4 protein-coding genes are annotated in these 5119 nt (G+C 67.6%); 1 reads left to right on the top strand and 3 read right to left on the bottom strand.

All coding sequences use genetic code 11. From position 1 onward, the window contains the following. Window positions 1–100 precede the first annotated feature (100 nt). Window positions 101–2362: a phosphoenolpyruvate--protein phosphotransferase gene (gene ptsP, locus SCI24_RS09350; protein WP_318725163.1), complete on the bottom strand. Its 2262-nt coding sequence runs from the start codon at window positions 2360–2362 to the stop codon at window positions 101–103. A gap of 70 nt (window positions 2363–2432) precedes the next feature. Beyond that, window positions 2433–2924 carry an RNA pyrophosphohydrolase gene (locus SCI24_RS09345; protein WP_318725137.1) on the bottom strand — a complete coding sequence of 164 codons (492 nt, stop codon included), beginning with the start codon at window positions 2922–2924 and terminating at the stop codon, window positions 2433–2435. A gap of 195 nt (window positions 2925–3119) precedes the next feature. On the opposite strand from SCI24_RS09345, the gene SCI24_RS09340 reads away from it, so the two are divergent. Beyond that, window positions 3120–3776: an HAD family hydrolase gene (locus SCI24_RS09340; RefSeq protein ID WP_318725136.1), complete on the top strand. Its 657-nt coding sequence runs from the start codon at window positions 3120–3122 to the stop codon at window positions 3774–3776. A 170-nt stretch (window positions 3777–3946) separates the two neighbouring features. Here the strand turns inward: SCI24_RS09340 and SCI24_RS09335 are convergent, their stop codons facing one another. Beyond that, the gene (locus SCI24_RS09335; RefSeq protein ID WP_318725135.1) at window positions 3947–4921 is read right to left on the bottom strand and encodes a malate dehydrogenase; all 975 of its coding nucleotides are present in this window, start codon (window positions 4919–4921) and stop codon (window positions 3947–3949) included. Window positions 4922–5119: the final 198 nt, after the last annotated feature.

The raw sequence follows: 5119 nt of genomic DNA, 5'->3' as shown, positions 1-5119 counted from the left end.
AAAGCAGCCTGACCTTGCCGCCGAAGGTATAAAGCCCTTTCTTCCAGCTTCAGGCTTCCAGGCGCGAAGCGCCGATCTTTCCGCTCCCGGCGAAGCCGGGTCAGTCGCGAGGCGGCAGCAGGTGGGCGAGGTCCCAGCCGCCGAGGCGCTCGGCGAGGTGGCGGCGCACCTCGCCGGGTGATTCGAGCCTGAGGGTCTCGTCGACCAGTTCGCGGGCGCTGTCGAGAGGCACCCGGCGGATCGCCGCCCTCACCCGCGGCAGGCTGGGGGCATTCATCGACAGCGCATCGAAGCCCATGCCCATGAGCAGCAGGGCCCCGGCGGGGTCGCCGGCCATCTCGCCGCACACCGAGGTGGGCATGTCCAGCCGCAAAGCATCCTCGGCGAGCCGGGCCATGGCCGAGAGCACGGCGGGGTGGCAGGCGTCGTAGAGGTCGGCGACCCGAGGGTTGTTGCGATCCACCGCCAGCAGGTACTGGGTCAGGTCGTTGCTGCCCACCGAGAAGAAGTCGACCCGACTGGCCAGGGCATCGAGCTGGTAGAGGGTCGCCGGCACCTCCAGCATCACCCCCACCGGAGGCCGGCTCACCGCCACCCCCTCCTCGCCGAGCTCGAGGATGGCGCGGTCGAGCAGGCGCAGCGCATCGTCGACCTCGTCGACGTTGGTGACCATCGGCAGCAGCACCTGAAGGTTGTCGAGCCCCTGGGAGGCACGCAGCATGGCGCGCAGCTGCACCATCAGCACCTCGGGATGGTCGAGGGTGACCCGGATGCCGCGCCAGCCCAGGAAGGGGTTGGCCTCCTCGATGGGAAAGTAGGGAAGGTCCTTGTCGCCGCCGATGTCCAGGGTGCGCATCACCACCGGCAGGGGCGCGAAGCTCTCGAGCTGCTCACGATAGAGGCGGGTCTGCTCCTGCTCGCCGGGGAAGCGCTCGGTGATCATGAAGGGGACTTCGGTGCGATAGAGCCCCACCCCGCCGATCCGCGACTTGAGCGAGGCCACGGCGTCCACCGCCAGGCCGGTGTTGACCATCAGCGGCATGTCGTGGCCGTCCGGAGTGCGGCTGGGCAGGTCCTGCTCGTGCTCCAGCACCTCCATCAGCGCCCGCTCCTCGTCGATCAGGCTCTGATAGTGGCTCTCGAGCTCCGGGGTGGGTCGCACGAAGAGGCGCCCGCGGTGGCCGTCCAGCACCACCCGGTTGCCGCCGAGGCGCGGCAGCGGCAGGTCGACCATCCCCGAGACCGTGGGAATCCCCATGGCCCGGGCGACGATGGCCACGTGGGACGTGCTGGAGCCGCGCACCGAGACCAGCCCGGCCAGCTTGTCACGGGGTACCTCGCCGAGCATCGCCACGCTGATCTCGTCGCCCACCAGGATGGTGCTGTCGGGATAGACCGCCGGTGTCTGGGGGGTCTCCTCCTGAAGGTGGGCCAGGACTCGCCGCCCCAGGTCGCGGACGTCGGCGGCACGCTCGCGCAGGTAGTTGTCGTCGACCCGCTCCAGGTACTGGACGTGGCGACGCACGACGTCGGCCAGGGCACCGGGCGCCCATTGGCCTTCGCGGATACGCTTCTCGACCTCCTGGGAGAGGGCCGCCTCGCTGAGCATCTGCTGGTAGACATCGAACAGCGCCAGCTCCTGGGCGGAGATGCGGCTGGCCAGGCGTTCGCCGGCGGCGCGGATCTCGTCGCGCACCCGGCCGATGGCCTCCTTGAGCCGAGCGATCTCGTACTCCACGTCGGTGGGAATCAGATCCGGCACGCTGTTGAGGTCCGCCGGGGCGGCGATCACTACCGCCTCACCGATGGCCATGCCCGGCGAGGCCGCCACCCCGGTGAAGCGCGCCTGTCCTCCCGGGATGCTCGGCCGGTTGAGCCCGCCCGTCGCCAGGGCATGGGCCAGCACGCCCGCCAGCTGGGCGGCCATGGTGACCAGGAAGGCCTCGTCCTCCTCGTCGAAGCGACGCTTTTCGGACTGCTGCACCACCAGCACCCCCAGCATGCGGCGCTGGTGGATGATCGGCACGCCGAGAAAGCTCGAGTAGCGCTCCTCGCCGGTGGCCTCGAAGTAGAGGAACTGGGGGTGGACCTGGGCGTCCTCCAGGTTCAGCGGTTCCTCGCGCTTGGCCACCAGGCCCACCAGGCCCTCGCCCACCTGCAGGCTGACCCGACCTACGGCCTGGGCGCGCAGGCCGATGGTCTCCATCAGCACCAGCCGGTCGATGGCCCCGTCGAAGAGGTAGAAGGAGCACACGTCGGTGCGCATCGCCTTGCGGATGCGCCGCACCATGGTGGCCAGGGCCGCTTCCAGGTTGCGAGCCCCGTTGACCTCCTGGATGATGCGTCGCAACACCTCGAGCATCGGCGTCTTCTTTTCCATTGTGGTTGTCTCTCGCCTCGCTGAGGAATGGCGGGGCCGTCAGGCCCTCGGCTTATCCATGGCCGAGGGCGAGCCGCTGGGCCCGGGGGGAGAGCTCGCGCAGGGCGCGGCGGTAGACCTCCCGCTTGAAGGGCACGACCTGCCCCAGAGGATACCAGTAACTGACCCATCGCCAGCCGTCGAATTCCGGCTTGCCGGACATGTCCATGCAGATCCGGCTCTCCTGGCAGTGAATCCTCAGCAGGAACCACTTCTGTTTCTGGCCGATACACACCGGCCTCGAGTGGGTACGAACCATGCGTCGCGGCAGGCGGTAGCGCAGCCAGCCCCGGGTGCAGGCAAGGATCTCGACGTCGTCGGCGGTCAGGCCGATCTCTTCGTGCAGCTCACGAAAAAGTGCCTGTTGCGGAGTCTCGTTAGCCTTGATGCCTCCCTGGGGAAACTGCCACGCATTCTGTCCTACCCGACGCGCCCAAAGCAGCTGCCCCTGCTCGTTGGCGATGATGATGCCAACATTGGGGCGAAAGCCGTCAGCGTCGATCACGGACTTCACCTTATGAATCCAGTATTGACGCCATTCTTCCACAAGGCCGCAAAGGGCATCAATACGACCAAGCTGTAAGCCGTGAATGCGTCCTCATCCGCGCCGGCCCGGCGCTCGAAGCGCGACGGCGCTTCTGCCATAATCGCCGACCTTGTCACGACCTTGAAACGCTCGAGAACACCAGAGGGGAATGCAGTGAGCCTGGCCATCTTCGACCTGGACAACACCCTGCTGTCGACCGACAGCGACCATGCCTGGGGCGAGTTCCTGCTGGAGCAGGGCGCCGTGGACCCGGTGGCCTACCGCGAGGCCAACGACCGCTTCCTGGCCGACTACGAGGCCGGCACCCTGGACATCCAGGCCTTCCTGGCGGTGGCGCTGCGCCCGCTCGCCGAGCACAGCCCCGAGCAGCTCGCCGCCTGGCACCAGCAGTTCATGGCCAGCAAGATCGAGCCGCATATCCTGCCCCGGGGCGAGGAGCTGGTGGCCCGCCACCGCGCCCGCGGCGACACCCTGCTGATCGTGACTGCCACCAACTGCTTCATCACCGGTCCCATCGCCGAGCGCCTGGGCATCGACGAGCTGATCGCCGTGGAGCCCGAGGTGGTCGACGGCCGCTATACCGGGCGTGCCACCGGTATTCCCAGCTACCGGGAGGGCAAGGTCAAGCGTCTGGAGGCGTGGCTCGCCGACCGCGACCTCACCCTGGACGACAGCTGGTTCTACAGCGATTCCCACAACGACCTGGCATTGCTGGAGCAGGTCGACCATCCGGTGGCGGTGGACCCCGACCCCAGCCTGCGCGAGGTCGCCGAGGCCCGCGGCTGGAAGATCATCAGTCTGAGGGACTAGCTGCAAGCGGCCAAGCGGCCAAGCGGCCAGGCGGCCAGGCGGCCAGGCGGCCAGGCGGCCAGGCGGCCAGGCGGCCAGGCGGCCATCAGTGTGTGTTGCTCCCGAACAAAAACGAACCCCGAGGCAATGGCCTCGGGGTTCGCTTGTAGCTCGGCGCTTGGCGCTGGCGATCAGCCCAGCAGGTGCTCGACGGCGGCGCGCTCCTCGCGCAGCTCGTCCTCGGTGGCCTTCATGCGGCCACGGCTGAACTCGTCGACCTCGAGGCCCTGGACGATCTCGTACTTGCCGTTCTTGCAGACGACCGGGTAGGAATACATGATGCCGGGCTCGACGCCGTAGCTGCCGTCGGCGGGAATGCCCATGCTCACCACCTCGTCGGTGCCCAGCGCCCAGTCGCGCATGTGGTCGATGGCCGCGGAGGCCGCGGAGGCCGCGGAGGAGGCACCGCGCGCCTTGATGATGGCGGCACCACGCTGCTGCACGGTGGGGATGAAGTCGTTCTCGTACCAGTCACGCTCGACCAGGTCGAAGGCCGGGGTGCCGTCCACCTTGCAGTGGGCCAGATCGGGGTACTGGGTCGCACTGTGGTTGCCCCAGACGATCATCTGCTCGACGTCGGTGACGTGCTTGCCGGTCTTCTGGGCCAGCTGGGTCTTGGCGCGGTTGTGGTCGAGACGCATCATCGCGGTGAACTGGCCGGCGTCCAGGTCCGGCGCGTTGCAGGAAGCGATCAGGGCATTGGTGTTGGCCGGGTTGCCCACCACCAGCACGCGCACGTCGCGGCTGGCGTTGTCGTTGAGCGCCTTGCCCTGCACGGAGAAGATCGCCGCATTGGCTTCCAGCAGGTCCTTGCGCTCCATGCCCGGACCGCGGGGACGGGCGCCGACCAGCAGGGCGAAGTCGGCATCCTTGAAGGCGACATTGGCATCGTCGGTGGCGACGATCTCCTGGAGCAGCGGGAAGGCGCAGTCGTTGAGCTCCATCACCACGCCGTTGAGGGCGTCCATGGCCGGCGGGATCTCCAGCAGTTGCAGGATGACCGGCTGGTCCTTGCCCAGCATGTCGCCGGAGGCGATACGGAAGGCGAGCGAATAGCTGATCTGGCCGGCGGCACCGGTGATGGCAATACGGACGGGATCTTTCATGGTGGCTCCTTGGGTTTTCAACGCGCGGGTTGTCGCCGTGAGGATGAGCCGGGCCGGCATGCCGCCTGCCCTGGCCGGAATTCGAACCGCCAAGATGGTATGCCTGCACTGCACAAAACTCAACCTGATTACTCATGTTGATCAGCCACCACCGCGTCAGTCTTTCCTATACTGATGTTATGTCCAGTAGAGGAGGTG

Source organism: Halomonas sp. (assembly GCF_033549285.1).
Classification (GTDB): Bacteria; Pseudomonadota; Gammaproteobacteria; order Pseudomonadales; family Halomonadaceae; genus Halomonas.
This window is presented reverse-complemented; position numbering and strand designations above follow the sequence as displayed.

What these genes read in the sequence shown, in the direction of transcription:
- SCI24_RS09335 (WP_318725135.1), bottom strand. Translation starts at nt 4,921, where the DNA reads ATGAAAGATCCCGTCCGTATTGCCATCACCGGTGCCGCCGGCCAGATC.
- ptsP (WP_318725163.1), bottom strand. Translation starts at nt 2,362, where the DNA reads ATGCTCGAGGTGTTGCGACGCATCATCCAGGAGGTCAACGGGGCTCGC.